Raw genomic sequence first — 24,324 nt, forward strand, 5'->3', positions numbered from 1 at the left:
ATACTCCACAGTTACTAAGGATTAGTCATGACGCGTAACTTTTTGTTAACGGTCAGTGGAACATTTAATATGGATAATAATATGCCTAGGCTAGTTATATGGAGTGAGTGTCAATATACGCAACTCGCCGTTAGGGCATTAGCGTCAAATTTCGCATTTATCAGCCAAATCTACACATTGCCTCGCGAAGAACATCAGATAAAGCTAACCACATCTGATTATTTTATGGTGGGCCCCACCAGCGGTGGCTTCTCAAAATGCTACGAGTTTCTATTAAAGAACCAAGATAATATTGATTATGATAGAGTTATGATCATTGGTTCTGGTCTTGATATGTTAGTAATGAGTATTCTTTTCAAGAAAAGCTTCAAATTTTTTTTCAAAAAAGATGGCCTACAAGACCTAGTCGAATTCTTAAAGAGATTCATTTTATTAAACTATAATGATGGACAAGAATACCTAATAAAACATCACCTTACGTATAATGAAGAACGAGTATTGATTCTGATGTTAACAGGATTATCTGAAACTAACATTGCCAACATATTAAAAAGAAGCATTAAAACGGTGAGTCACCATAAAGTAAATTTATTGAAAAAACTCCACATTGATACTAATGCGACAAAGCTATTTTTTCTTTATAATTATAGTATCGCTAGCGTCAAACAAGGTTATGATTCATTAAATAATAAAGTGATGGAAAATGTATAAAAAAGCCCTGAAATAGAAAACACGGTTTACCAAGGGCTATTTTACCAAGGGCTATTTTACTCTTATTTAATTCTCTCTCGATTTTATACTAGTCGCCAGATTCAGTGCTGCCCAATACTGAAGAAGGTGGCAATGTTTCGCTCAGCACAATCAACTCATTAAGTAATATCATCAATTGATCCATTTTTTGTTTCGAAAATGCGGCCTCAATTTCCTGATATCCCAGCTCTACTTTATGGCGTATTGCCTCGTACAATGCTTGCCCTTGAGGGGTAAGTGATACATACAATTTGCGCTGATCATTGACTGGTTTTAGTCGAAAAATTAGATTATCACGCTCCATACGTAATAAAATCCCGGTCATGCTGGGACGCAAGATACAAGTTTTAGCAGCCAGCTCATGGAATTCAATCGAACGACTGCTGGCTAATACGCGCACAATACGCCACTGTTGTTCCGTTAGATTATGACTTTTCAACGTTGGACGGAAAAATCCCATCGCACTTTCTCGTGCTTGTAGCAGTGCAATTGTTAGTGACTCATGCATATTTGTACCTCTGTTCTGATCAAAACCTTATTAATAATACACAAATTTATTAACAAGTTAATATTGATAATTCTTCGCAACAGCAATGAAACAAACTTCACGCGGTAGTCAAAACAATGAGTACCATATAACACTTTAATAATTATAGTTAAATTAAACTTACGCTCGATAATTTGTTAGCTTCATCACAAATAAAATTCACGCTGCTGCATAAAGGAGCAATGACGGTTTATTCTAAACGTTAATATATTAATAAAATAATTAATCCCACCTTTACCAAGGAGCTTATATGCAGGGCACTAATTTATCCCGCCGTAAACTGCTGACTCACGCCGGCATTATTGCAGCTGGTGGAATATTAAGTCATACCGCAGCAAGTACTGAACAGCCCGCTAGCCGCAGTTGGGATAAAGCCTTCAGCGGAGAGATCCCGAAAAATGTTCCTGCCGGTTATAATATTTTGTTGATAACCACCGATCAGGAGCGCTTTTTCGAACGCTATCCCTTCCCTGTACCGGGGCGTGAGCGGTTGATGAAAACCGGTACTACCTTTCGCCAACATCAAAATAATAGCAATGTCTGCACCTCTTCACGCTCGGTGATGTATACCGGCTTACATATGCCACAAACCCGAATGTTTGATAATCAGGGACTGCCCTGGATGCCCTATGATCTTGATCCTGAGCTAGGCACCATTGGTCATATGATGCGACGTTTGGGATATTACAGTGCCTATAAAGGAAAATGGCATCTGGCAGAAAAACTAGAGAGGCCGCTAGAAAATATCAAGAATGCTGATATTGACGTCGGGGAAATTCCAACGCCGGAACTGCATCAGGTAATGGATAAATACGGCTTTTCTGACTATCACGGCATTGGCGATATTATCGGCAGCAGTAAAGGTGGATATTTTTATGACGCAATCACTGCGGGACAAACAATTAATTGGCTAAGGAGTAAAGGGCAGCCAATTCAGGCGCAAAAAAAGCCTTGGTTTCTGGCTGTAAATTTAGTCAATCCACATGACGTGATGTTTATTGATACTGATAAACCTGACGAAAAAGTTCAGTGGAAAGGAGCACTGGATCAAAATAATAATACTTTATCCCCCACGCAACCTCCGAATAATACGCTGTATCAGGCAAGCTGGCCTGACTATCCCCTGCCGACAAATCGGCACCAAAGCTTTACCGAGCCAGGCCGTCCCGCTGCACATGTAGAATATCAGAACGCTCAGGCAGCAATGGAAGGTCAATTCCCTGATGAAGACTGGCGGTGGCGTAAATTTTTGGATTATTACTTTAACTGTATTCGCGACGCAGATACGCATATTGAGCACATATTAACCGAGCTGGATGATTTACAGTTGACAGAAAAAACCATCGTCGTATTTACTGCCGATCACGGCGAGCTCGGTGGCGCTCATCAAATGCACGGCAAAGGCGCATCGGTTTATCAAGAACAAATCCACGTTCCCTTTATCATCTCACATCCAGCTTATCCGGGAGGAAGAAGCTGCCAGGCGCTCACCTGCCATTTAGATTTAGTCCCTACGTTAATCGGATTAACCGGATTACCCAAAGATAAGCAGCAACAAGTGCTGGGCAACAGAAAAGGCTATGACATCAGTCAGTTCCTCTACGCTCCCGAAAAACTGGGGATAAATGGCATACGCGATGCGGCGCTATATTGCTATGGGATGATCTTATATGCCGACTCCAATTATCTGCATAAAATCGTCACGCTACAGCACGATAAAACGAAGGATGCGGCGCAGATAAGCTCAGAAATAAAACAATTAAGGCCCGATTTTAGCCACCGCTCAGCGACACGGATGATCAACGATGGTCGTTATAAGTTTGCCCGTTACTTCTCGCTACGAGAACATAACACACCGGAAACGTGGGAAAGCTTATTATCTTACAATGATATAGAGCTTTATGACCTGCTCAACGATCCGCAGGAAAATCATAATCTGGCGCAAGATAAAACGCGTTACCAAGCATTGATTATGGAGATGAATACTAAACTTAATCTATTAATTCGCCGGGAGATTGGCATCGATGATGGCAGCTTTATGCCCGCGATGCCTGACGCTAAAAACCTCGCTTGGGATCTGACTATCGAGCAATTCAAGCGATTAATGAAAGATTAAGCGATCACGCGATAAAGCGGCTCACGATCGCACCAACGCTCTTTATAATCACCCGTCGGGCGTCCAAAGCTAAAACGCACCTGCTTTTGATGCCTTTCACCATACTCCAGTGCTGCCCTCACATTTACCCAGGCGGCAAGAGTTCCTACCGAAAGATGAGATAGACTGAGATTCATACCGGCATTGATATAATCCAGATATACCTGCCGATGATCTTCCGATTTCACCACCCATTGCATAGCACAAGGTTCACCGTTGAACGCCAGTATATGGCCAAACATCAGATCGGGGATTTCGCTTAGCAGCTCTCGCGTTGTATCCATGTCAATGCGCTGATTGCGGCGCTGAAAATAGAGTTCTGCATAGGTGTTCATCAGACTTTCATGATCATATTCACTAACACAGTGTACGCTGCCCCCTGCCTTGAGGAATTTATTCAGTTCCCGGTTGCGCGAACTCCGGGTTTTAGCACTGACATCGCGAACAATGCTGACTTCCCGGCGGGCATTCAATAAATGGCTGCTATTGCGTAAAGCACATTGATTAAGGTTAGAAAGAAACTTGGTACGAAACGGCAGCACAGTGCTGTGAGAAAGTTTAATAGGTAAAACTAATTCATCAAAATTGAGTGGATAACGATCAATACCATGCTTGCAAGCCACACGCTGGTCACCGGCAACAAAATGGTTATCCCAAACACAAACGCCACCAACAATTTCATTAGCGCGATCACGTTTAATAAAATAGCGTTCATTAAGATTAAAGCGGCGATGAATAAACTGCAGTATGCGCGGATCGCTAAGTACGCTGCCTCCAAAAATCGCATAAGCCTGTCGATAGTCATCAAAGGAAGATTCCTGCCAACCTAACATGCGATAAAGTGAATTCATTCTACTTCCTATTTATTATTGTTATTATTTGATATAAGAATATCTTTGCTAAAAATGAAAAATGTTAATTTCCCATTAAATTCAATGCAATTGAAGCCGATTACATCCCAGAAAAATCCTATCAGATTTTAAGTCTGATGGTTTTCATGGGTAGTAACCAAGCTGAGTCAGAGTTTATAGCCCTACAGGTGGAAATGACAATTGTTTATTTGGATTAATTACTATTATTTGATTGGAAAGTGATCTATTGCGGGATTGATTATAATCGTATGATTCTGTAACAAAGCCCATCCATCAAAAGACGGATGGGCTTGATGTATTCTGAGCTATTTTTAGATTCCAAATTACTGCTGTTAAAAATAGATTCACAAAATAACTTCTTAGATATTACTGGTAATGTTCAGAAATAATTTGCATCGTGCTTATTTAGCACTCACGCGCCACACAGTATTACCAACATCATCAGCCACTAATAATGCGCCTGATTTATCGACAGCTAACCCAACAGGGGCACCATGGAGTTCTTTCTGATCGTCAGAAACAAAACCCGTCACAACAGGCTTTGGCACACCGACAGGCTTGCCCTGTTTAAACGAGACATACGTTACTTGATAACCGCTTAGCGGTGAGCGGTTCCAACTACCATGCTCACTGATAAATGCGCCACCTTGATAATCCGCAGGTAATGCAGACCCGCTATAGAAAAGCAGGCCGAGAGGCGCGACATGTGAGCTAAGCGCATAATCAGGTTTAATAGCCTTGGCGACTAAATCAGGACGCTGAGCCTTAACACGCTGGTCAATATGCTGGCCAAAATAACTGTAAGGCCAGCCATAAAAGCCCCCATCCTCTACGGAGGTCAGATAGTCTGGCACCAGATTTGCGCCAATTTCGTCGCGCTCATTAACAATGGTCCAAAGCTTGCCCGTTTGCGGTTCCCACTGCAATCCGGTTGGATTACGTAAACCACTGGCGAAAATTCGACTGGCGCCCGTAGCCACATCAACCTCTAATACTGCCGCTCGCCGATACTCTATATCCAGACCATTTTCAGCAATATTACTGTTAGAACCGACGCCCACATAAAGCAGTTTGCCATCAGGGCTGGCGAGCAACGATTTCGTCCAATGATGATTAACTCTGTCAGGTAAGTCTGCTAGCTCTTTCCCTGGGTCGGTAATCTGCGTATCGCCGGTCTGATAATGATATTTCATTATGCTATCGGTATTGGCGACATACAGCGTATCGCCAATTAACTGCACGCCGAATGGCGAGTTGAGGTGCTCAAGGAAAGTATGTTTTTCCCATTGATGCTCCCCATTCTGGCGCAATAACGTAATACGATTCCCCCCTTTACCCGACTTCCCTGACTTTCCTTGTACCAAGCCAGCAATCAACTGTTTTGGTGAGGTAACAGGCTCAGTGCCCGGTCCATTCGCTTCCACCACCAGAACATCGCCATTGGGTAAAGTGTAAAGCTGGCGCGGGTGTAAAAATCCATCGGCCACTTTTTCAATTTTCAAATCCTCAGCAACTTTGGGTAACTGATTTTCTTTCCAACCTACGCCTTTAGGCACCTGCATTGGCGGTAATAAAAAGTTTTTGGCTGCAGGTAATACCGGATCTGCACCAATTTGCTGTTCTGGCTTCACGTTATCTTTATCATCACAGCCACTAAGTAACACAGATGCTGAAATGGCGATCGCAATTGGCGCGATAAGCAGATTCTTTTTCATGGGGCCTCCTTATTTTAGGCGCGGGCAAACAGCTAACAAAATGTTTGCGATGCCAAGTAATGCCACCACAATGATAGAGAGTATCAGGCCTTCAGGTACGACAGCATAAGCATCCCGGCTGTGTACAAATGCATTAACAATGGCAACAACCACTGCCACGAGGTTTAACCAAAAGTAAATTTTAACTGATGAGGTTTGCGGCCACGTTTTACTACCAAATATCTGAACCAGATTCACCACACGAGGAATAATGGCAATAACCAGCCCGATGGCGATTAACCAACTGGCGCTTTTCGTCCAGAGAACATCAGCATTACAGACATAGATAATGTCGAAAATGAGAGCCGCCGTAAAAAAGCCAAAAGGTATTGGATTGAGTAACTCATAAACCGCCACGGCAAATGTTGAGTGCCGTACTGCAACTTGCGTCGTCATTCTGGTCTCTCCATTAAATGCTTTCCAAATGTTTGTAAACTGTTAAAGAATCGTTCAATTATTCAATTTTGAACAATTTCGACTGGTTTATTTAGCATTAAATGTTAAAAAGCTATTATGGCGACACCGTTTTCTTACGAGGGAAAATACACATTCATTAGGTATATAAAGTAAATTTGTTTCTTAAGAACCGATATATCAACAAGCTGGACACTCAAGACGCAAACGTGGACCATAAGCTATCAATAACGGTTACCTGACTTATTCTCTTCGGGACTCCAATGAGCGACTCGCAGCACCCTCGTTTACCACATCCGCATTCAGTGGATCCGCATATACATAAGCAGCCGATGAAACTCAGTACCTCGGTCATATTGATGCTTAGTGCAGTCATTATCTCGGTGTTGTTGGCAGTGCACTCACTCTATTTCGTCCAAGTGGCTAATATGTCTCGTGACGCAGTGAAAGAAAAAGCACTGACCGTCGCCAGAACGCTTGCCGATCTTCCGACGATTAAACAGGCGCTTTCAGCGCCACCGGATAGCGGTGTGATTCAGACGATTGCCAGCGCGGTGCAAAAAAGAAATGACCTGCTGTTTGTGGTCGTGACAAATATGGATGGCATCCGCTTCTCACATCCGAATACCCAAATTATTAATAAACGCTTTATCGGTAGTGACTTAGCTCCTGCGCTGCTGGGCAAAGAAAATGTCAGCATTAATCACGGGGTACTCGACGAAGCGCTTCGCATATTCACCCCGATTTATGACAGCCAACATAAGCAGATTGGCGTAGTCGCAGTGGGCATCTCCCTGAAAAATGTTACCAAGCAAATCAACCACAGCCGCTGGAGTATTTTATGGACAGTATTATTTAGTATCGTCGTGGGTGCACTAGGCACCTTTGCGCTAGTGCGCGCCCTAAAGCGAATGCTCTTCGGTCTGGAACCTTATGAAATATCTACGTTGTTTGAACAGCGCCAGGCGATGTTGCAGTCGATAAAAGAAGGGGTTATCGCTATAGACCAAGACGCTCGCGTGACGCTTATCAACCAGACCGCCAGAACAATCTTTCAGGAAACCTTCGCCGCAGGGCGAACCACTTTTGATAATAGCAGTGAATCCCAACCGCTGATTTTCGGTTTACATAACGTGCTGCATACCGGTATCCCTCTACGAGATGAAGAGATTAACTTCAAAGGCCGTTTGTTATTGAGTAATACCGTACCGGTGCGTAACAATGGCGTCATTATTGGTGCAATCTGTACCTTTAGGGATAAGACCGAGGTCAGTCAGTTGATCCAGCGCTTGAATGGCATGGTAAACTACGCCGATTCTTTGCGTGAGCGCTCGCATGAATTCATGAATAAGTTGCACGTTATTCTTGGACTACTGCATATGAAAAGCTATGCGCAGCTTGAAGATTACATTCTCAAAACCGCTAACAATTATCAGACTGAGATTGGATCTTTGTTGTTAAAAATCAAATCGCCGGTTATCGCAGGGTTCTTGTTAAGTAAGATTAGCCGTGCATCGGATAACGGGCATCGATTGGTACTCAGCGATGATAGCCTGCTGCCTGACAATCCCAATGAGAACCAGGTTGCGGCACTGATTACCGTGCTCGGTAATCTGATTGAGAACGCACTCGATGCGCTGGGCGAGCAACCCGACGGCGAGATTGGATTGCTATTGCACTACCAAAATGGCTGGCTCAACTGTGAAGTCAGTGATGATGGTCCCGGTATTGCGCCTGCGTATCTTGACGCTATTTTTGAGAAAGGTTTTTCATCGAAGGGTGAGGAACATGGTGTTGGGCTCTTCCTGGCGAAACAGCAGGTAGAAAGCCTTGGTGGAGCAATTGGCGTTGAGTCAGAACCCGATGTATATACCCAATTTTTTGTACAACTTCCCTGGGATAGTGAGAGGAAAATGGCATGATCAATGTCTTGGTAGTCGATGATGATGCCATGGTTGCAGAACTGAACCGTTGCTATATCGGTCAGGTACCTGGATTTGCTTGCTGTGGAACGGCCTCAACGTTGCAGCAGGCAAAAGAGTTTATCCTGAATACCCAGCAATCTATCGACCTGATTTTGCTAGATGTTTATATGCAGCAAGATAACGGGCTGGATTTACTGCCGGAGTTGCGTAGCAGCGGGCGACCGATTGATGTCATTGTCATCTCTTCGGCGGCGGATGCCGCAACGATAAAAAAGTCGTTGAATTACGGTGTGGTCGATTATTTGATAAAACCTTTCCACTTCTCCCGCTTTGAGGAAGCGCTGACCGGCTGGCAGCAGAAAAAGAAGTTGATGGATACGCATCAATATTATGAGCAATCGGACGTCGACCAGTTAATTCATGGTAATCATCACCCGGTTGTCGATGACAAAAAACTGCCGAAAGGATTAACACAACAGACCTTACGTACGCTGTGCCAATGGATAGATGCCCATCCTGAGAGTGAATTCTCAACCGATGAACTGGCGCAAGCGGTAAATATCTCCCGCGTGTCGTGCCGCAAATATCTGATCTGGCTGGCCGATAGCCATATTCTGTTCACCAGTATTCATTATGGTGTCACCGGCAGGCCAGTGTATCGCTACCGGCTACAGGCGGAGCACAGCGCATTGCTGAAACAGTATTGCCAGTAGCCGCTGTCAGTTAGCCAGACGATAGGCAGTATCGGTTAGCGCGAAGCTGAACTGCCGCTGAGAAGAACAGATCACCTGCTGGTCTCTGGTCACAAAAATAGCCTCGATATCTGCACATTGTTGCAAATACGCGAGGCTTTTTTCTACGCCCATGCCGTATAACAGCGTGGTATAGATATCCCCGTCGATGGAATCATCGCAAATCACCGTCACACTCAACAATTCGTTATCGAGCGGATAGCCCGTTTTAGGGTCAAGAATATGATGGTAGCAACGCCCGTCCAGTTCAAAATAGCGCTCGTAAATGCCCGATGTCACCACTGACTTATTCGCTACATTGATAACACCAATCAAAGCAGCGGCATCGGCAAAAGGCTTTTTAAGGCCAATAGCCCAACCGCCTTCTTCGCGTGCGCCATTATCATCGCCTGCGCCAATTGTATGCACATTACCACCAAGATTAATCAGCGCGTTTTCAATGTGTTCCTGCTGTAAAAAATCCCTCACGATATCGGCAATATAGCCTTTAGCGATTGCCCCGAGATCGATTTCCATCCCTGCTTTAGCCAAAAAAACACAACGAGATGACTCATCAAGCTGCACATCATCGGGGGAAGTCAACGCTAACAGCGCCTGAAGCTCATCACTATCTGGCACCGTATTACCGCTAAAGCCAATTTTCCATCGCTTCACCAACGGACCAATAGTGAAGTTAAAACAGCTACCTTCCAGCAAGCTAACGGCTTTAGCCCGCTTGATAATCTCAAAAATCGGCTGGCTAACAACAACAGGCTGCCGACCCGCCGCATGGTTTATTGCCATAATGTCAGAATGTGGGCGATTCACCGTGAGTATATTCTCATGCGCTTTAATCAATCGGAAAACACGGGCAGCCAAACTCTCGTTATGCTCAAAGAGCTTGAGAAGAATCGGGGACCCCATCAACACAGCAGAATAAGAATAAATACGGCGGTCTGTCGTCATTGAAATCACCTGCATCAAAGAAATGAACCCCTGTATCGCCAAGGCGATACAGGTTATTAGCCGCTATTTCATGGCGTAAGACGCCGCATTACGGCCTGCCAGAATACCGAAGATAATGATATCTGCAACGGCATTGCCACCAATACGATTACCACCGTGAATGCCGCCGACCACTTCACCGGCCGCATAGGCACCGTTAAGCGGTTGCTGCTGGCTATCGAGCACGCAGGCTTGTGTATTGATGGTAACGCCGCCCATAGTATGGTGCACACCGGGGGCAATACGGATGGCATAAAATGGCCCCTGATTAATCGGATGGCGCAGCGCGGTTTTACGACCAAATTCGGCATCATTTTGCTTATCGACGGCCAGATTATAATTTTCCAACGTGGCCAGGAAGGCATGAAAATCCATATCCAGTTTATGTGCCAGTTCACGCGGAGAATCTGCGCTAATTACAAAGCCGCGGGCAATATACTCGTCTGCCGCCTTATTTTTCATCCGTACTTGTTCGTCAAAGACGACATATGCGGATTTCTCTGGCAGGCCAATAATCTGTGCTGAAACTTTATCGCGGGTTTCCATCTCATTAAAGAAGCGCCTACCTGCCTGGCTCACCAAAATAGCACCGCCACCACGAATTGCCTCGGAGATCAGATACGAGGTGCTTTGTTCAACCGTCGGATGGATTTGGATCTCGCCCATATCAACGGTTCCTGCGCCGATCTTCTCCAGAATGGCTATACCTCCCCCCGTCGCACCTTGATGGTTAGTGGTAACAAAACCGTCTAATTCTGGGCGATATTTCACGACCATATCGCGGTTAGCACTGAAGCCACCGGTAGCCACAATCACGCTTTTAGCGTTAATTATCAGCGTCTCATTTTCATCGTTAAGCAGCTCAACACCGGCTACTGCACCATCAACATAACGGATGTCCGTTACCGCAGTATCGAGCATCACATCTATCTGGCGTTTATTGATATTCTTCACCAAACCGCTGATCAAAAAGCCGCCTACCGCACTGCAATCGGCCGGGCGGTGAGTACGATCGATGCTCATCCCACCGGTGATAGTGATGTCACTGAGTTCAATATCATGTTCTGCCAACCACTCGACCGCCTGCGGTGCATATTCCACAAACTGCTTCAGCAGCACAGTATCATTTTTACCTTGGCCGCCTTTCAGGGTTTCTTGATAGAACAGATCCTTGCTGTCGTTAATCCCTTTCAGTTTTTGGAAGCGAGTTTCTGCTGCATTCATCCCCACCGAAGCTTTGATGGTATTACCGCCGATACTTGGCATTTTCTCGACGATGAGCACCTTGGCCCCTTCGTCACAGGCCTGGATCGCCGCCGCTAAACCAGCACCACCGCTGCCCACGACTACCACATCATAGTTTTGTGGTTCGGACAAACTACCGCCCTCTTCTAATAACTGTGCTTTACAGGATTTTGCTATTGCTTTAGAGACCGCTTTTTTCACCGCTTCACTTTGGGTGGTCGCACCGCTGACTGCATCAACATGTGGGCTGTTGGCATCAAGAATACGCGAACGAATGATTTCAAAATTGGTAGTGAAAGCAACGTCGAGATCAGCATCGGCGTCCAATGCAATATCGGCAATACGGTCGATTTCCAGACTAACGTTAATTGCTAACGTCAATGTGTCATCCTGTACTTTCTCGTTGAAGATACCGGCTTTGAATTTCTTAGATGCGATACTCATATCGCGGATCATCGCCTCCACCAGAGAGAAGCGCCATAGCGGTTCCGGGATATTCAACGCTTCACGCTGAGTGCTGTCGATAAACAGCTCAAGTTTCTGCTGACTAATAATGCGATCTGCCCAGTCAGGATAAGCAATACAAGCTTTACCGACGGCGATCATGTCGTAGCCGTGTTCGAGCGCCAGTTCGGCATCTTGCATATTCACCACGCCGCCAACCCCCATCACCGGGATTTTCGCCAGCGTTGTCGAACGCATCGTCACATATTTATCGATCAGTGGCGTCGGGTCGCAGGTATCGACGATAGATGACCGCAGGCTATGACCGGTAGAAAAATGCAGATAATCCAGACCACGCACCGCCAGCTGTTCCAGCAAATACATGGTGTCAACAAAACGAATACCCGGCTCTTCAATTTCTTCCGGTGAGAAACGGTAGCCAATAATGAAAGAAGGATCGGCATATTGGCTTACCATCTGATGAGCAACGTCAAGCACTGCCAGCGGGAATCTCGCGCGGTTTTCGCGACTTCCGCCCCATTTATCATCGCGCTGATTAGAATTGGGTGAGTAAAACTGTTGGATCAAATATGTATTTGCACCGTGGATCTCTACGCCGTCAAACCCTGCTTCAATGGCACGACGTACCGCCTCACCAAATTTGGCAATCATCTCATCCACTTCCTGCGCGCTTAGTGCCGTTGGCGTTGTCGCCCCTTCACGCGGTGCAGCCAATGCACTTGGGGCCACAGGCGTCTGGCCACCAATGAGCTTAGGTTCACTCATGCGCCCACCGTGGTAGATTTGCAAAATGGCTTTGGAACCTGCGGATTTTATCGCCGCCGCAATTTTTGCCAGACCGGCAATCTTGCTGTCATTATCGATACCAATCGCCCCTGGGAATGCCAATCCTTTATCATCGATAAAACAACATTCAACGATTACTGTACCAATACTGCCGGAACGAACGCGATAATACTCGACCAATTCACGATTTACAGTGCCGTCATAATACCCTGTGCAGGTGGTAATCGGGGCCATAAGAAAGCGGTTTTTAAGTACGCTGCCGTTCGGCAAGGTGAAAGGCTGTAATAACCGATTTTGACTCTTCATGATAATTAACTCCAATCATAAGCATTTAATATTCTATAAATTCGCCATCGGATAATTTAATTTATTTTAGTTGGCATCCGATCTTATAACGTCAATATATAGTTTTATTTAGTTTAAAAAGTCATGACATTAATTACTTAATTGAAAGATCATTTTTAATTGATCAAACACATAAAACTAATCCCAGCCATGAAAATAGAAAGGTAATATTGTTTTAGATCAAGGAATTTTAAACCATCACATCAAGTTAAAAAACCAGCGATGAATCAGAGAGCTAAAAATCTTTAAGCACATAAATATAAGCAAAAAAAACAGAAGATAACCACACAAATCACATGTGAATTATGAGGTTATATATTTATGACGCATTACAGTTTATTGATCTAGATCAATTAGAAAAAAACAGATAAATAGCATTATATAAATATGCTCAGAGATAAAAACAAAGCCACTAACTTAAAAATTAAAAAACAAAAATAAAATAAAACCCCACATTAAGTAACTAAAGAAAGCAAAGAAGCTAAATAAATCAAGAAACATCACTTAACTAAAATTAATAACTAGAAAATAAAAAATATCTTATTTATGTGTATGAAAAATTCTCAAAAAAATTCTCAACAACTTGTAGACAAAAAAAATGACTAACATATCAAAAGCTATGGTTACACCATCGGCGGATAAAGCATCAGGCGGCAATAAAAAACGCCTGTTCTTTATGTTCCTGCCAGTACTCGTTGCAGTGTTGTTATTATTCGTCCCGGTTCCCAACGGACTCCCGCCCTACGCATGGCATTTCTTCGCCATTTTCGTTGGCGTCATTGTCGGCTTAATCTTCGAGCCACTGCCAGGAGCGGTTATCGGCCTGACAGGTATAGTCGTTATCGCTTTATTTGGACAATGGCTGTTGTTCAGTCCAGCAGAATTAGCCGACCCTAACTTCAAAATAGCCACTCAGTCTTTTAAATGGGCGGTAAGCGGATTCGGTAACTCAACCGTGTGGTTAATTTTCGGTGCTTTCATGTTTGCTGCTGGCTACGATAAAACCCAGTTCGGACGCCGTCTGGCACTGATTCTGGTGAAATATCTTGGCCGTCGCAGCTTGACTCTCGGCTATGCCATCGCCTTTGCCGATCTACTGCTGGCACCCTTCACCCCCTCTAACACTGCGCGTAGCGGCGGCACTATTTACCCGATTATTGCTAACTTGCCGCCGCTGTATGGCTCTAAGCCAAACGATCCAAGCGCACGTAAAATTGGCTCTTATCTGATGTGGGTGGCGATTACCGCAGCCTGTATCACCAGCTCAATGTTCTTGTCGGCGCTGGCTCCTAACCTGTTGGCGCTGGCGCTGGTGAAAAGCATTGTCGGTATTAATATTTCCTGGGGTACATGGTTTATCGCCTTTCTGCCGCTGGGTCTGTTGCTGCTGCTGACCATGCCGCTGCTGGCTTACTGGCTCTATCCACCAGAAGTAAAAATTAATGATGAAGTGCCGCGTTGGGCCAGTCGCGAGCTGGAAAAACTGGGCAAACTATCACGTAATGAGATCTTACTGCTGCTGTTCGTTTGCGCGGCGCTAGTCATGTGGATTTTCGCCGCCAGTTGGATTGAACCAGCCATGGCTGCCATGTTAGTTGTCACCTTGATGCTATGGACCGGCGTGCTTGATTGGAACGATATCACCAGCAATAAACCCGCTTGGAATACATTTGTTTGGTTCGCCACATTAGTCGCGCTGGCCGATGGCTTATCCCGCACTGGATTCATTAGCTGGTTAGGCCAGGAAGGCGGCGTGCTAATGAGCGGTATCTCCCCGGGCGTTGCTACTATTGTCCTGCTGCTGGCGTTTTACCTGCTGCACTACCTATTTGCCAGCAGCACCGCCCATACCACTGCGCTGCTACCTGCTATTTTGACCATCGGTGCCACCATTCCGGGCATGAATATGCAAGTGTTCTGCCTGCTGCTAGTGACATCACTAGGTATCATGGGGATTATCACCCCTTACGGCACCGGCCCAAGCCCAATTTATTACGGCAGCGGCTACCTTCCAACCAAAGATTACTGGCGTTTAGGGACTATTTTCGGTGGGCTTTTCCTGGTCGCGTTGATTGTGATTGGTTATCCGTGGATGTCGATGTTGTTCTGATAGTAGCCAACTAAGGCCACTCAAATCATTAACATGGCATTTACTGAAATAAAACATCTTTTCCCGGTTGCCAGCCAGTAGCTTAGGCTGGCAACATAGATACCCTTCATAGTTGTAGTTGCTTCTACGTTAGCGGCGCTCACTGGCCCGAACCACTTACAAAAGTAAGCGCATCGGGATGCGTTCCCTTTCAGCCTGGATGCAACGGCAATTATTTTGACTATAAAACGAATATAAATGTCGCTCGTGTTCTCTCCACAACAGCTGTACCCATGGCGGCAATAACGGATTAAGTGAGAAAACAATGTCGAATAAAGCTTTCTATTATCAAAATCCCTTTCCTCTCGCCAAAGAGGATACCGAATATTATCTGCTAACCCGTGACCACGTTTCTGTCAGTGAGTTTGACGGGGAAGAAGTGCTAAAAGTAGCCCCAGAAGGCTTAACTCTGTTAGCAAAACAGGCGTTTCACGATGCGTCGTTCATGCTGCGCCCTGCGCACCAACAACAAGTTGCTGCCATTCTTGACGACCCTGAGGCCAGCGAAAACGACAGATATGTCGCATTACAATTCCTAAGAAATTCCGAGATCGCGGCTAAAGGCGTATTACCAACCTGTCAGGATACCGGTACCGCGATCATTATGGGCAAAAAAGGCCAGCGCGTATGGACAGGCGGCGGTGACGAAGCAAGCTTGTCAAAAGGCGTGTACAACACCTTTATCGAAGATAACCTGCGCTACTCGCAAAACGCCGCGCTGGATATGTACAAAGAAGTAAATACTGGCACCAACCTGCCGGCGCAGATTGACCTGTATAGCGTTGATGGTGACGAATATAAATTCCTGTGCATCGCTAAAGGCGGCGGTTCTGCTAACAAAACTTATCTCTACCAAGAAACCAAAGCGCTGCTTAGCCCAGGCAAGCTGAAAAACTATCTGGTTGAGAAAATGCGCACGCTGGGAACGGCTGCCTGCCCGCCGTACCACATTGCCTTTGTTATCGGAGGAACCTCGGCCGAAGCTACGCTGAAAACGGTAAAACTGGCGTCTACCCACTACTACGACGGCCTGCCAACCGAAGGTAACGAACACGGTCAGGCATTCCGCGATGTAGAACTGGAACAAGAACTGCTGTTAGAAGCGCAGAATCTCGGCCTGGGCGCACAGTTTGGTGGTAAATATTTCGCCCACGACATTCGCGTTGTGCGCCTGCCACGTCATGGCGCGTCTTGCCCGGTTGGCATGGGGGTTTCTTGCTCAGCAGACCGTAATATCAAGGCTAAAATCAATCGTGATGGTATCTGGATCGAAAAACTGGAAGACAACCCAGCAAAATACATCCCAGAAGCATTGCGTCAAAAAGGTGAAACCGACGTAGTCGAAGTGGACTTAAACCGCCCAATGACGGAGATCCTTGCTCAGTTGTCTGAATTCCCGGTTTCTACCCGTCTTTCACTGAGTGGCACCATCATTGTGGCACGTGACATTGCCCACATGAAACTCAAAGAGCGTATCGATAATGGTGAAGGCCTGCCACAGTACGTGAAAGATCACCCGATTTACTACGCGGGCCCGGCCAAAACGCCAGAAGGCTATGCATCAGGCTCTCTTGGCCCAACCACCGCTGGACGTATGGATTCCTATGTCGATCTGCTGCAAGCCAATGGTGGCAGCATGATCATGTTGGCAAAAGGCAACCGCAGCCAACAGGTAACGGATGCATGTCACAAACATGGTGGCTTCTATCTGGGCAGCATCGGTGGGCCAGCGGCAGTCTTGGCGCAACAAAGCATCAAGAGTCTGGAATGTGTTGAATACCCAGAATTGGGTATGGAAGCTATCTGGAAAATTGAAGTAGAAAACTTCCCAGCGTTTATCCTGGTTGATAACAAGGGCAATGATTTCTTCCAACAAATCCACGCAAATCAATGCGCGAAATGTGTGAAGTAATCTGAAGTAAAAAGCCCTGCTGATTTAGCAGGGCTTTACGTTATGAGCGATTAATTCGCAATTACAGACCTTTTGATTTCAACAGCTCAATATGGTCTACAAACAGTTTTACCGGATCGGTTTTGGTGCTGACAGCACCGGCCAATTGGTTAATCGCATCCACATGGTCAGTGGTGTAATCAGAACGGATCACCTTGCCCAAATGCATACTGTAACGACCGACCAGACCGTCGTTCTGATCGCGCTCTTTGGTGAACAACAATGACATCGCAATCATCGCATGGTGTAGCGGGTCAAGGTTGTTGATCCCCTCATTGATCGGGTTATAGCCGACGATCCCACCCCACGAGTAGTAGTAAACGCCATTATCTAACTCTTTCCCTTGACCGCCCCAGGTTGCAGGCAAACCTTGAGGATATTTAGCGTTGAATTTCGCCACATTTTCAGTGGTCAACGCATCAATAGAGGCCATAAAATCTTGCGGTAATGAAGGCTTGCCACTGATGATTGATACGAATGTGCCGAATGCCGACATGATGCTATTAACCACCAACTCAGGAAGGCGGCCTGGGATTAATGCCAAACGTACCAGGTCGGCAATTTCTGAACCATGGTTAACACCGTTGACTGAGGTCACGGAAGCAATCAACTGAGGGTTGGTTGAAGCAACATAGCGGCATGCCAGCGGACCTTGGCTGTGACCGATCAGGTTGACTTTCTTCGCCCCGGTTTCTGCCAGCACCTTTTTGACATAGGCCAGCAGTTGCTCACCGCGCACTTCGTTACTGTTTTGGGCTGAAAGGCTGGCAACAAACACTTTCGCCCCCGCTTTTTCCATCGGCTGCTGGATGCCGTAGAAATAAGGGTAGATCCCCGCGATTTTATCGAAGCCAAGCAGGCCGTGGACCAAAATAACCGGATATTTCAAAGTTGAGTTCTGAGGCATGATTAATGATTCCTTTATTATTATAAACCACAACAATGTGGCATTGAGTTAGCGACTTATGTCGCACGTTACTATCACCAGACTTCTTTCCTTCGGCTTCCTGCAATCAGGAGCATCGATATCATTAAAGAAGTCTCCCCATCATCCTGACCGGTGCGGGTATCATCCTAAGCCGCATCGAACTTCATTCGATGAACAGACTCTACAACATAAATTGTATTTACAAAACAATAAATATTGTAATAATTATCTTAAATAGAATAATTCATTGTTTTTAAATGATATTTATTTTTGTTTATTCTTGTTTTTATGCGAATTGAGTGAGAGTGGCATCGATAGCGGAGCCTAGACGGCAGCAACAAGCAACATGGTTAGCGGTTATCCTTGGTTCAATGGTTACCAAAAACACAATACCAGAATGTCAAATCAAGAAATGGCCTCGTTTGTGGAGTACGGCATATCTTTCAGCATGAATGAAATGGTTTTATTTTTTATTAGACATGTACGGGAAAAATGCTTAGCGTAGAGCCTGGTATCGCCTATGTTATTTTGACAGATAAATAATGTTCATTTATTTACGTACAAACATTTTAAAAGGATTTTTAGCATGTTTTACAATGAGTACTGCAAAGTAGATAAACAAGGCTTTCCAAAATTCACTTTATTTGGAACAGCTCGATATAAACTCCTACCTAATGATATATATTTTTTAACCGGTGAATATTATCTATGGGCTTATAAGGCCGCGTATCTAAATTATCATAGGAAACTTATCACTCAAGTTGCACGGGAAGAAAAAATCCCAGTATTATTAGCTGGTGTAGCAGTATCGGAGGTTGGAGGCGCACCCGATCGATTAAAATCCATGGGTGTATTACCATTTCGTCAATTCATAATTGATACAATTACGGGTGATAACACAAAATCAAATGCAACCTCTGTGGGATTAATTGCTATACAGTTGAAAGTCGCAGCCGAAACAATAGGCTTATCTCCTGAGAAATTAACAATAACTCAACAAAACAAGCTAGCTACGTGTTTACTTTCAGATTCTTTCAACATACGAATCGTTGCACAACATCTACGGAAATTGATTTTATTCGATAACCCGACTATTCAAGACACAAGCAATTTAACTGACGAGCAAATAATTTTGGCAGGCTCTAGGTACAACAGAGGGATCCAAAGAAGTAAAAATGACTTCTTGCAATCAATATCATCACCTATTGGCAGTCAAAATCGTGAATATAGTTCATACGGTAGGCGAATTCTTGAAAAGAAAAAATCAATTAATAAAATAATGAGGACTCATTGATGATAAAATTCATCATTTGTATGTACTATGCATTTTCTTTTCCTTTGATTTACATTCTCTCCTCCTTTAAAGAGGAAGACTATGTTGATGGGGTTGATATAAAAAATACATGTATTGCCCACAGAGCATTAGTGGTGGATGACACTAGAGATTTCACTGCCACACTAGCAATCATTTTTCTCATCCCCTGCGTGTTTTTTTTAAAAAAATACAAATTAAAATCGATTCATATAAACATATTAACCCTTGCTATAATTTCCTATTCAATCTGGCGATTCTATCTTAGATTAAATATATGTTAGCCCTGATAGTAAATAAAAAACCCGGCACACTATGGCCGGGTGAGAAGAGTAAGATTGTTTTTATATGCTCCGACCTACAACAGCTTCATCTTCGTTTCTATTGCTACCCCGATGATTTTGCAGGTGCCATTAATTGGCACTAACGGCCATTGCGGGTTAAGACCTTTCAGGTATTTCTGGCCACCATCAATAATCAGCTTTTTAAAGGTTGCCTCGTTCGAGTCTGACAATTTAGCAATCACCAGGTTGCCATTAGCCGGGTCCCGGCCCGTATCAAACAAGACAAAAGTTCCTTCGGGAATACTTAAGCCAATGGGCGCGGTCATCGAATCCCCTTCAACCTCCAGCCAAAAACCCTCGCCGTGGATACTGGCGTCTGAGTCCAGCCACACATCAAGGTCTTTAATGCTATAAGCTTCGACAGCTTCAGCCCAGCAACCGGCCTGAACCTTACTGATTACTGGATATTTATTGCTGGGGCGGTAAGGTGTGAGATCGCTGATTTCCTGCTCCGGCGTACCGTGCACTAACCAGTCAACGGTGACATCCAATGCCACCGATAGCTCCGGCAGGTAACGAGGACGTTTGGTTTTTCCCCCTTCTAACTGCTCAATAGACTGTTGCGAGGTACCTATTCTCGCCGCTAACTCAACCTGAGTGAGGTTTAACGCCTCACGTTTAGACTTAACTCTTTCACCGATATTCATTATGCCCCCTTTTCTTCCCTCGCTATGCTTACAAGAAAAGGTGTAATTAACAAACAAAATAAATTGTTATGAGAAAAAACTATAGATGGGATACGCGGCAGACGGTTTTCACCATTCACTTTAGAGCAGAGAAATAGGATGAACATGTTCAGAGCATTCATCCCATGACTTGATATTTAGCGAGTTGCGTTGCGTTGAAACAAGAACGCATTTTTTATCTGACGAGAGAGATTTTCAACCCTGCTTTTCTAGATTTTCATACCAGCCAATTTTTTCAACCTTCGGCACTGAACGTCCCCCTTCAAACTCTGAAGCTAGCCAGCTATCAACAATTGTTTTGGCCAATTCAGCACCAATGACACGTGAACCTAAGGTCACGATCTGTGCATTATTACTTTTCCTTGCCCGCTCTGCGGAAAAAGTGTCGTGGCATTGTGCTGCACGAATACCACTGACTTTATTAGCTGTAATACTCATCCCAATACCTGTACCACAGATCAAAATACCGCGCTGATGTTTGCCATCTTTAATCGCATGAGCCACTTCATAGGCGATATCAGGGTAAGCAGTATTGGCGATATCAGACTCTCGTGTGTAATCAGTTACTTCGTAACCGCGCTCCTGAATGTGCTTAACCAAGATCTTTTTCAATTCAAATGCAGCGTCATCTGCACCAATAGCAATAGGTAGCATAGCGTTCTCCAGATAGTTGTTAGGGATGTGCTACCGGCATCAGCCTATATACAGGCAAACAGGGCAATTCACATCGTGATGCCAAGATAAAACCAAACATACAAATAATCAACAACTGTTCATATGATACATTAAGACAACTGAGAACGCTTCACGAAAAACACGCAAATATGAGTAATTAATAATCAAAACCTATCAAAAAAGCGTGTTATTGGTTTTTTATGAGCAACATCACACTTTAACCAATTATCGCTAGGCAAAAACCGAGCTGAATTATAGTGTTCATTTGAACAATTAATTCATTAATGAACGACAACTACAAAAAGTCGGCTTTATTGGATGAAAAGAAAGGAATTACTAGCGTTTTCGCCTTGATGGATGAAGGGCCCGGACCTCAATCCGCTGGTGACGCTCCGCCAAATCATAGGGTGTTCGCGTAGTAATGTTTCAGGAGTCACGCGGCAAATCCGTTGGTTGACGGCGGTTTTACAACCCAGTCATTGTCTTAAATACGAATTATTTCATTCGACATAATGAGAAATCGAGATGAACAGAATTATCAACGATCCTGATCACGTAGTTGAAGATGCTATCCAGGGATACCTGAAAGCATACCCCCAGTATTTTTCACCAACGGACAATGCTCGCGTCATCAAATATCCAGCGGTACCAATCAAAGGCAAAGTCGGTATTGTGACCGGCGGTGGCGCGGGACACGAGCCAGCCTTCCTCGGGTATGTCGGTAGAAATATGGTCGATGCTGTGGCGATCGGTGAGATTTTCTCATCTCCAACCGCAGGGGCTTTCCTTGGCGCGTTTAAAGCCGCCGATAGCGGTGCGGGTGTCGCCTGCCTGTACGGTAACTACGCTGGCGATAATATGAACGTCAAGATGGCCGTGAAAAAAGCCGCAGTACAGGGTATTACGGTCAAAACAGTGGTTGCTAATGATGATGTTGCCTCTGCGCCAAAAACCGATCTAGAGAAACGTCGGGGCGTCGCAGGCGAAATTTTAATGTGGAAAGTCGGTGCTGCCGCTGCCGCAAAAGGTTATGACCTTGACGGCGTGATCGGGGTTGCACAAAAAGCTATCAATAATTGCCGCTCTATCGGTGTTGGCCTCTCATCCTGCACAATCCCTGCCGTCGGACACCCTAATTTCCATATTGCCAATGGCATGATGGAAGTCGGTATTGGCCATCATGGCGAACCGGGCGTTGAAGTCTCCCCTATTCAACCGGCATCCGGTATTGCTAAAACGATGCTGACTTACGTGTTAGATGATTTACAGCCGCAGGAAAATGATGAGGTCGTGGTTCTGGTTTCTGGCCTCGGTGCAACACCTATCATGGAGCTGTTCATTTATTATGCTGAGATAGAGAAACTACTCAGCGAAAAAGGCATTCGTATCCATAGCCAATATGTTGGCAATTACTTCACCTCCTTGGAAATGATGGGCGTGACGTTAACGGTGATGAAAGTGGATGATGAACTGAAATCTCTGGTTGATATGCCCGCAGAATCAATAGGTTTAGTACAAGTAGAGTAGGAATAAATGATGAACCAATATATTTCAACACAGTCCGGCAACAGAATAGTGACCGATTTAATTTATATTATCGTCACAAACCGTGGATATTTGAGCGACATTGACGGTGCAATTGGTGACGGTGACCACGGCATCAATATGTCAAAAGGCTTTGCCATGTGTGGCGATGCAATAAAAGATAAAACGCTGACATTAGCCGAAGGTTTCGACGCTATCACCGACGCCTTAATGGAAGGCATCGGCGGTTCAATGGGCCCGCTCTACGGCAGCTTCTTCCTGGGTATGGCAAATAGCGTGCGAGATAAGAACAAACTCGACAAGCAAGATTTTCTCGCCATGCTCGAAAACGGCCTTACCGAGTTACAGGAAATCAGCTCTGCTGGCGTTGGGGACAAATGCCTCATGGATACGCTAGTACCGGCAATTAATGCTTACGGTGAAGCCATAAAACAGGGCGATAACTTTGCTGATGCGTTGAGCAAATTGAAAAATGCTGCGGAGCAAGGACGTGACTCGACCAAGGACTTGGTGGCTAAAATTGGCCGCGCTAGCCGCCTTGGCGAGCGCTCAAGAGGCGTGTTAGACGCCGGTGCAACATCCTGCTGTTTCCTACTGTGCCAACTGTCTGATACCGTAACCGAACAACTCAATCCCATCGCTGCTTAAGTTCATCTATACTACCCCGCATTACACGGGGTAGTCTCATTTCTCCCCTCAGAATTCACCCACTTGGAGTCAAGTAGGCCGTATGGATAAATCATCACAATACCAAGATTTTGAACTACTAACTGAAATAGCCACGGCATATTATCTTGAGGAAGTGACGCAGGATGAAATCTCAAAGAAATTTGGTATTTCGCGCATCAAGGTGGGCCGTTTACTGAGAAAAGCCAAAGAAGAAGGCATTGTTGAAATCAATGTTCGCTACCACCCCATCTTCAGCACTCAATTAGAAAAACAGATGCTTGAGCGCTTTCCAATAAGCCGGGCATTAATCGCTCTTGATCACCCTGACGATGATGAACAGCGCTCACAAGTAGCGTCACTGGTCTCAAGCTATTTGGCATCCAATTTAAAAGACAACATGGTGGTTACAGTAGGACAAGGCCGGAACGTTGCAGCCATTGCCGAATACAATACTATTATTCCTCCACGCGACTGTCGTTTTATCTGTGGTATTGGCGGTACGCACCGTCCAGGCGATGTCATTAATGCCGATCATATCAGCCGGTTGCTGGCCAAAAAATTTGGCGGCAGCAGCGAAACACTTTATGCCCCGGCTTACGTTGAAAATCCAGAGATGAAAAACTTTCTGCTGAGTAACAGCACAATTAAAGAGACGCTGGACCGGGCAAGAAAAGCCGATATTGCCTTGGTTGGCATTGGTGATATGAATGAAAATAGCTATATGGTTAAGTTGGGCTGGTTTACGCCACAAGAGATAAACGATGCCAGTCTAAATCAAGGCGTAATTGGCGATATCGCAGGTTATGACTTCTTTAATATTCAGGGTAAGCATGTTAATACAGTAATGGATAATCGAGTCATTGGTCTTAACATTGATGAACTTCGCAACATCCCTTGTGTTATTGCGATTGCCTCCGAGAGCACTAAAGCGATTTCTATTATTGGTGCGCTGCAAACAGGAGCCATTGATATTATTGCCACCAGCGCTAGAAATATACGTACCGTACTCAGTATGAAGCAGTAAAACACAGCGTGTCACTCTCTCCCATTCAAGCCCGCGCATTACCCACT

At 45.0% G+C, this 24,324-nt stretch carries 20 protein-coding genes; 11 read left to right on the forward strand and 9 right to left on the reverse strand.

The genetic code is table 11. From position 1 onward, the window contains the following. The first annotated feature begins 27 nt into the window (after positions 1–27). A complete protein-coding gene (locus ACL9RG_RS14570; protein ID WP_422793337.1) occupies positions 28–711 on the forward strand; it encodes a LuxR C-terminal-related transcriptional regulator in 684 nt (227 codons plus the stop codon). An 88-nt stretch (positions 712–799) separates the two neighbouring features. On the opposite strand, the gene hpaR is transcribed toward ACL9RG_RS14570, so the two are convergent. Continuing rightward, positions 800–1,258 (reverse strand): homoprotocatechuate degradation operon regulator HpaR, encoded by a 459-nt coding sequence (gene hpaR / locus ACL9RG_RS14575; protein WP_422793338.1) that lies wholly within the window; start codon positions 1,256–1,258, stop codon positions 800–802. Between the two features lie 289 nt (positions 1,259–1,547). On the opposite strand from hpaR, the gene ACL9RG_RS14580 reads away from it, so the two are divergent. Then, on the forward strand, positions 1,548–3,413 hold the full coding sequence (locus tag ACL9RG_RS14580; protein ID WP_422793339.1) for a sulfatase-like hydrolase/transferase: 1,866 nt from the start codon (positions 1,548–1,550) through the stop codon (positions 3,411–3,413). Here ACL9RG_RS14580 and ACL9RG_RS14585 read toward each other — a convergent pair. From ACL9RG_RS14585 to ACL9RG_RS14595, 3 genes are all read right to left on the reverse strand, one after another. Beyond that, the gene (locus tag ACL9RG_RS14585; RefSeq protein ID WP_422793340.1) at positions 3,410–4,303 is read right to left on the reverse strand and encodes a GNAT family N-acetyltransferase; all 894 of its coding nucleotides are present in this window, start codon (positions 4,301–4,303) and stop codon (positions 3,410–3,412) included. The genes ACL9RG_RS14580 and ACL9RG_RS14585 overlap by 4 nt on opposite strands. Before the next feature lie 422 nt (positions 4,304–4,725). Further along, a complete protein-coding gene (locus tag ACL9RG_RS14590; protein WP_422793341.1) occupies positions 4,726–6,039 on the reverse strand; it encodes a PQQ-dependent sugar dehydrogenase in 1,314 nt (437 codons plus the stop codon). Between the two features lie 9 nt (positions 6,040–6,048). After that, complete coding sequence (locus ACL9RG_RS14595) at positions 6,049–6,474, reverse strand: DUF2231 domain-containing protein (protein ID WP_422793342.1); 426 nt, start codon at positions 6,472–6,474, stop codon at positions 6,049–6,051. A gap of 281 nt (positions 6,475–6,755) precedes the next feature. Here ACL9RG_RS14595 and ACL9RG_RS14600 point away from each other — a divergent pair, with 281 nt between their 5' ends. Continuing rightward, positions 6,756–8,414 (forward strand): sensor histidine kinase, encoded by a 1,659-nt coding sequence (locus ACL9RG_RS14600; protein ID WP_422793343.1) that lies wholly within the window; start codon positions 6,756–6,758, stop codon positions 8,412–8,414. Continuing rightward, on the forward strand, positions 8,411–9,130 hold the full coding sequence (gene dcuR, locus ACL9RG_RS14605; protein ID WP_422793344.1) for a two-component system response regulator DcuR: 720 nt from the start codon (positions 8,411–8,413) through the stop codon (positions 9,128–9,130). The genes ACL9RG_RS14600 and dcuR overlap by 4 nt, the downstream gene beginning before the upstream one ends. A 6-nt stretch (positions 9,131–9,136) precedes the next feature. On the opposite strand, the gene ACL9RG_RS14610 is transcribed toward dcuR, so the two are convergent. Both ACL9RG_RS14610 and ACL9RG_RS14615 read right to left on the reverse strand, forming a co-directional pair. Continuing rightward, positions 9,137–10,114 carry an FAD:protein FMN transferase gene (locus ACL9RG_RS14610; protein WP_422793345.1) on the reverse strand — a complete coding sequence of 326 codons (978 nt, stop codon included), beginning with the start codon at positions 10,112–10,114 and terminating at the stop codon, positions 9,137–9,139. 63 nt (positions 10,115–10,177) lie between these two features. After that, on the reverse strand, positions 10,178–12,955 hold the full coding sequence (locus ACL9RG_RS14615) for a flavocytochrome c (protein WP_422793346.1): 2,778 nt from the start codon (positions 12,953–12,955) through the stop codon (positions 10,178–10,180). A 637-nt stretch (positions 12,956–13,592) separates the two neighbouring features. Here ACL9RG_RS14615 and ACL9RG_RS14620 point away from each other — a divergent pair. Beyond that, positions 13,593–15,104 carry an anion permease gene (locus ACL9RG_RS14620; RefSeq protein WP_422793347.1) on the forward strand — a complete coding sequence of 504 codons (1,512 nt, stop codon included), beginning with the start codon at positions 13,593–13,595 and terminating at the stop codon, positions 15,102–15,104. Positions 15,105–15,408: 304 nt separating this feature from the next. Then, positions 15,409–17,055, forward strand: a complete 1,647-nt coding sequence (fumA, locus tag ACL9RG_RS14625; RefSeq protein WP_422793348.1) for a class I fumarate hydratase FumA — start codon at positions 15,409–15,411, stop codon at positions 17,053–17,055. Positions 17,056–17,116: 61 nt separating this feature from the next. Here the strand turns inward: fumA and ACL9RG_RS14630 are convergent, their stop codons facing one another. Next, positions 17,117–18,001 carry an esterase/lipase family protein gene (locus tag ACL9RG_RS14630; RefSeq protein ID WP_422793349.1) on the reverse strand — a complete coding sequence of 295 codons (885 nt, stop codon included), beginning with the start codon at positions 17,999–18,001 and terminating at the stop codon, positions 17,117–17,119. A gap of 607 nt (positions 18,002–18,608) precedes the next feature. On the opposite strand from ACL9RG_RS14630, the gene ACL9RG_RS14635 reads away from it, so the two are divergent. Beyond that, positions 18,609–19,316 (forward strand): hypothetical protein, encoded by a 708-nt coding sequence (locus tag ACL9RG_RS14635; RefSeq protein WP_422793350.1) that lies wholly within the window; start codon positions 18,609–18,611, stop codon positions 19,314–19,316. A gap of 20 nt (positions 19,317–19,336) precedes the next feature. Further along, positions 19,337–19,618: a YjeO family protein gene (locus tag ACL9RG_RS14640; protein WP_422793424.1), complete on the forward strand. Its 282-nt coding sequence runs from the start codon at positions 19,337–19,339 to the stop codon at positions 19,616–19,618. Between the two features lie 74 nt (positions 19,619–19,692). Here the strand turns inward: ACL9RG_RS14640 and ACL9RG_RS14645 are convergent, their stop codons facing one another. Continuing rightward, a complete protein-coding gene (locus ACL9RG_RS14645; protein WP_422793351.1) occupies positions 19,693–20,325 on the reverse strand; it encodes a LexA family protein in 633 nt (210 codons plus the stop codon). Positions 20,326–20,559: 234 nt separating this feature from the next. Continuing rightward, on the reverse strand, positions 20,560–21,018 hold the full coding sequence (gene rpiB, locus ACL9RG_RS14650; RefSeq protein WP_422793352.1) for a ribose 5-phosphate isomerase B: 459 nt from the start codon (positions 21,016–21,018) through the stop codon (positions 20,560–20,562). Between the two features lie 546 nt (positions 21,019–21,564). Here rpiB and ACL9RG_RS14655 point away from each other — a divergent pair. The 3 genes from ACL9RG_RS14655 to ACL9RG_RS14665 all read left to right on the forward strand — a co-directional run bounded on the left by ACL9RG_RS14655 (position 21,565) and on the right by ACL9RG_RS14665 (position 24,277). Continuing rightward, positions 21,565–22,566, forward strand: coding sequence for a dihydroxyacetone kinase subunit DhaK (locus tag ACL9RG_RS14655; RefSeq protein ID WP_422793353.1), 1,002 nt, complete (start codon positions 21,565–21,567; stop codon positions 22,564–22,566). Positions 22,567–22,575: 9 nt separating this feature from the next. Continuing rightward, positions 22,576–23,232, forward strand: a complete 657-nt coding sequence (dhaL, locus tag ACL9RG_RS14660; protein ID WP_422793425.1) for a dihydroxyacetone kinase subunit DhaL — start codon at positions 22,576–22,578, stop codon at positions 23,230–23,232. Between the two features lie 82 nt (positions 23,233–23,314). Continuing rightward, a complete protein-coding gene (locus ACL9RG_RS14665; RefSeq protein ID WP_422793354.1) occupies positions 23,315–24,277 on the forward strand; it encodes a sugar-binding transcriptional regulator in 963 nt (320 codons plus the stop codon). Positions 24,278–24,324: the final 47 nt, after the last annotated feature.

The organism is Rouxiella sp. Mn2063 (assembly GCF_049319665.1).
GTDB lineage: Bacteria > Pseudomonadota > Gammaproteobacteria > Enterobacterales > Enterobacteriaceae > JBMOUD01.

What these genes read in the sequence shown, in the direction of transcription:
- ACL9RG_RS14645 (WP_422793351.1), bottom strand. Translation starts at nt 20,325, where the DNA reads ATGAATATCGGTGAAAGAGTTAAGTCTAAACGTGAGGCGTTAAACCTC.
- ACL9RG_RS14580 (WP_422793339.1), top strand. Translation starts at nt 1,548, where the DNA reads ATGCAGGGCACTAATTTATCCCGCCGTAAACTGCTGACTCACGCCGGC.
- ACL9RG_RS14630 (WP_422793349.1), bottom strand. Translation starts at nt 18,001, where the DNA reads ATGCCTCAGAACTCAACTTTGAAATATCCGGTTATTTTGGTCCACGGC.
- dhaL (WP_422793425.1), top strand. Translation starts at nt 22,576, where the DNA reads ATGAACCAATATATTTCAACACAGTCCGGCAACAGAATAGTGACCGAT.
- dcuR (WP_422793344.1), top strand. Translation starts at nt 8,411, where the DNA reads ATGATCAATGTCTTGGTAGTCGATGATGATGCCATGGTTGCAGAACTG.
- ACL9RG_RS14635 (WP_422793350.1), top strand. Translation starts at nt 18,609, where the DNA reads ATGTTTTACAATGAGTACTGCAAAGTAGATAAACAAGGCTTTCCAAAA.
- ACL9RG_RS14620 (WP_422793347.1), top strand. Translation starts at nt 13,593, where the DNA reads ATGACTAACATATCAAAAGCTATGGTTACACCATCGGCGGATAAAGCA.
- ACL9RG_RS14590 (WP_422793341.1), bottom strand. Translation starts at nt 6,039, where the DNA reads ATGAAAAAGAATCTGCTTATCGCGCCAATTGCGATCGCCATTTCAGCA.
- fumA (WP_422793348.1), top strand. Translation starts at nt 15,409, where the DNA reads ATGTCGAATAAAGCTTTCTATTATCAAAATCCCTTTCCTCTCGCCAAA.
- ACL9RG_RS14570 (WP_422793337.1), top strand. Translation starts at nt 28, where the DNA reads ATGACGCGTAACTTTTTGTTAACGGTCAGTGGAACATTTAATATGGAT.
- ACL9RG_RS14595 (WP_422793342.1), bottom strand. Translation starts at nt 6,474, where the DNA reads ATGACGACGCAAGTTGCAGTACGGCACTCAACATTTGCCGTGGCGGTT.
- ACL9RG_RS14610 (WP_422793345.1), bottom strand. Translation starts at nt 10,114, where the DNA reads ATGACGACAGACCGCCGTATTTATTCTTATTCTGCTGTGTTGATGGGG.
- ACL9RG_RS14615 (WP_422793346.1), bottom strand. Translation starts at nt 12,955, where the DNA reads ATGAAGAGTCAAAATCGGTTATTACAGCCTTTCACCTTGCCGAACGGC.
- ACL9RG_RS14600 (WP_422793343.1), top strand. Translation starts at nt 6,756, where the DNA reads ATGAGCGACTCGCAGCACCCTCGTTTACCACATCCGCATTCAGTGGAT.
- ACL9RG_RS14655 (WP_422793353.1), top strand. Translation starts at nt 21,565, where the DNA reads ATGAACAGAATTATCAACGATCCTGATCACGTAGTTGAAGATGCTATC.
- rpiB (WP_422793352.1), bottom strand. Translation starts at nt 21,018, where the DNA reads ATGCTACCTATTGCTATTGGTGCAGATGACGCTGCATTTGAATTGAAA.
- hpaR (WP_422793338.1), bottom strand. Translation starts at nt 1,258, where the DNA reads ATGCATGAGTCACTAACAATTGCACTGCTACAAGCACGAGAAAGTGCG.
- ACL9RG_RS14640 (WP_422793424.1), top strand. Translation starts at nt 19,337, where the DNA reads ATGTACTATGCATTTTCTTTTCCTTTGATTTACATTCTCTCCTCCTTT.
- ACL9RG_RS14585 (WP_422793340.1), bottom strand. Translation starts at nt 4,303, where the DNA reads ATGAATTCACTTTATCGCATGTTAGGTTGGCAGGAATCTTCCTTTGAT.
- ACL9RG_RS14665 (WP_422793354.1), top strand. Translation starts at nt 23,315, where the DNA reads ATGGATAAATCATCACAATACCAAGATTTTGAACTACTAACTGAAATA.